General features: G+C 73.6%; 1 protein-coding gene. It reads right to left on the bottom strand.

The window, feature by feature from the left end:
* Positions 1-113 precede the first annotated feature (113 nt).
* Entirely contained in the window at positions 114-2,357 is a 2,244-nt protein-coding gene (locus ACZ4W9_RS40210; RefSeq protein WP_467944205.1) for a glycoside hydrolase family 9 protein, read from the bottom strand.
* Positions 2,358-2,682 lie beyond the last annotated feature (325 nt).

The raw sequence follows: 2,682 nt of genomic DNA, 5'->3' as shown, positions 1-2,682 counted from the left end.
CCCCCCCCCCCCCCCCCCCCCCCCCCCCCCCCCCCCCCCCCCCCCCCCCCCCCCCCCCCCCCCCCCCCCCCCCCCCCCCCCCCCCCCCCCCCCGGGGCGGGGTCAGGGGACCGCTATCCCTGGTCCGCCACGAAGGACGCCATGCGGGCCAGGGCCGCGTTCCAGTTGATCGCGGTCTCGTTGGTCGACCAGGACTGGATGTCGTCGATGTAGCAGAACTGGCCGGTGCAGCCGGTCAGCTTCGACTGCGCGTACGGGTCCTGGATGCTCGAGTTGGGCCCGCCCGCCAGCGTTCCGGCCGGCGGGTTCGGCAGGGACGCGTCCAGCTGGTGGGCGTACCAGCGGCTGTGCTGGTTGTGGGAACTGACCTCCCCGTAGCCGGTGACGTAGGACATGTTCAGGGCGTTGCGGCCGAGGATGTAGTCCATGCTCTGCACGGCCCCGTCGCGGTACTTGGCGCCGCCGGTGATGTCGTAGGCGGTGGCGAGGACGACGGCGTTGTTGAGGACCTGGTGGTTGGAGCCCCAGTCGTAGAGGTTGTTGTCCGGCGCGTAGGGCATGCCGTACGGCTGTGCCTTCAGCGTGGCCAGGTAGCGGTCGGCGCCCCGGACGACGGACTGGCGCACCTTGTCGCGGCCGGGCAGCCGGCTGGGCACGGTGGCGAGGTCGAGGCGGGCCGGGGCGGCCGTCCGGGCCCAGTCGAAGCCGGCGGGTCCGAAGATGTCGGCGGTGTGGACGGGTGAGGTGAGGACGTACGTCTCGTACTGCTTCTCGCCCGTGGTGAGGTACAGCTCGGCCGCGGCCCAGTAGAACTCGTCCCGCACGTCGTTGTCGTTGTAGGCGCCGCCACCGGTGGCGTCGTTCGGGTCGGCGTACACGTCCGGGTGGGCGAGGGCCGCGGTCCAGGCGGTGCGGGCGGCGGCCAGGGTCCGTGCGGCGAAGGCCGGGTCGTGGCCCCGGTAGAGGCGGGCGGCCTGGGCGGCGGTCGCGGCCAGGTTGAGGGTCGCGGCGGTGGTCGGCGGGTGCAGTTCGCGCTTTTGCGGGTCGGCGCTCGGCAGCAGCGGCAGGCCGGTCCACTGCTCGTCGTGGACCTTGTGGTGGGCCATGCCGGCCAGCGGCTGCCCGGCGGGCACCTGCATCTTCAGCAGGAACTCCAGTTCCCAGCGGGCCTCGTCGAGGATGTCGGGCACCTTGTTGCCGCTCTCGGGCAGGGCGAGGGTGCCGTCGCGCAGCTTCTCCGCCTGCCCGGTGCGGGCCAGCGCCTCGCGCTCGTAGGTGCTCAGGAGCTCCCAGGTGGTGACGCCGCCGTTGACGACGTACTTGCCGTGGTCACCGGCGTCGTACCAGCCGCCCGTGACATCGAGGCGGTAGTCGCACACGCCGGGCTGGCAGGGCACGTTCCCGTCGCCCTGGTTGGGGGCGACGTCGGCGTGGCCGGCCGCGCGGCCGTAACCGGGGCGCAGATCGTCGCGGACGGGGATGCCACTGCGCTGGGTGTAGTAGTACTTCAAGGCGTCCAGCCGCAGCCGCTCGTAGGCGGCCGTGCCGATGTCGAAGGGGCGGCTCGTCTCGCCGTCCGCGACGAGGGTGAAACCGGTGCCGTTCCCCCGGTAGGCGCCGAAGTCGACGGAGTGCACGTTCTGCCCGGAGGAGACGTCGGTGCCGCGGGGCACGGTCCAGCCGTGGGCGACCGTGGTGCCGCGGGCGTTCTTCAGCTGCCACGGCAACCGGGCCGTGGCGTCGGTGACGAGGGTGGCGTTCTTCGGCCCGGCGGGCAGGTAGGCGACCTGGTTGACGCGGACCCGCGGCCCGGTGTCGGGCTCGTACGGCTCCGGGGCCACCCCGCCGAGCAGGGACACGTCGTCCACGCAGAACCGCCAGGGCTCGGCCGACCCGCCGACCTGGAAGGCGACTTGGGCCTGGGCGCTGTCGACCGGGGAGGTGAAGGTGTAGCTGTAGGTGCTGCCGTCCGGGCTGAGCTGCGGGCTCGCCTCGTACCAGGTGTCGTACGGCGCGGTCTGCAGCCCCACCAGCGCCCGCACGGTGTGCCCCTCGGGGACGCCGAAGGCGGCGAAGGAGAAGCGGTACGACTCGCCCTTGGCCAGGGTGATGTCGTTCTGGCCGACGGCGGCGTCCCAGCGGTTGGCGGTGCCGCCGGGCACGTCGGCGCACAGCCGTCCACCGTCGACGCCGGAGGCGACGTTGTCGCTGGTCCACCACGCCTCGGTGCCGGAGTCGAAGGCGCCGTTCCTGACCTGCTCGACCTCGTCGGCGCCGGCCTGCTGGGCGGGCAGGGCGGTGAACGCCGCTGCCAGCAGCGCGGTCAGGGGCAGCAGGGCGGTTCTGCGTCGTTTCACGTCTGTGCTCCTCGGGGAGTGCGGGTGACGCTCGGCGACGAGAGCGCTCCCAAACAAAAAGTGGGAGCGCTCCCAAACGCGGCTGGAGGACATCGTTGTTGCAGTGATGACGCTCCGTCAACGGTGCGGACGGGACTGTTTCCCGCCCGGCCCGTACGCCTGCCCGGCCCGAGGAGTCCTTGCCGCTTGTCGCGGTGAAGGGCGGCTGGGGGGGGGGGGGGGGGGGGGGGGGGGGGGGAGGGGGGGGAGGGGCGGGGGGGGGGGGGGGGGGGGGGGGGGGGGGGAGAGGAAAGGAGGGGGGGGGGGGGGGGGGGGGGGCGGTTGT

This window comes from Streptomyces sp. NPDC029296 (assembly GCF_055569255.1).
The sequence above is the reverse complement of the archived record's forward strand: the minus strand, read 5'-3'. Positions and strand labels throughout refer to the sequence as shown.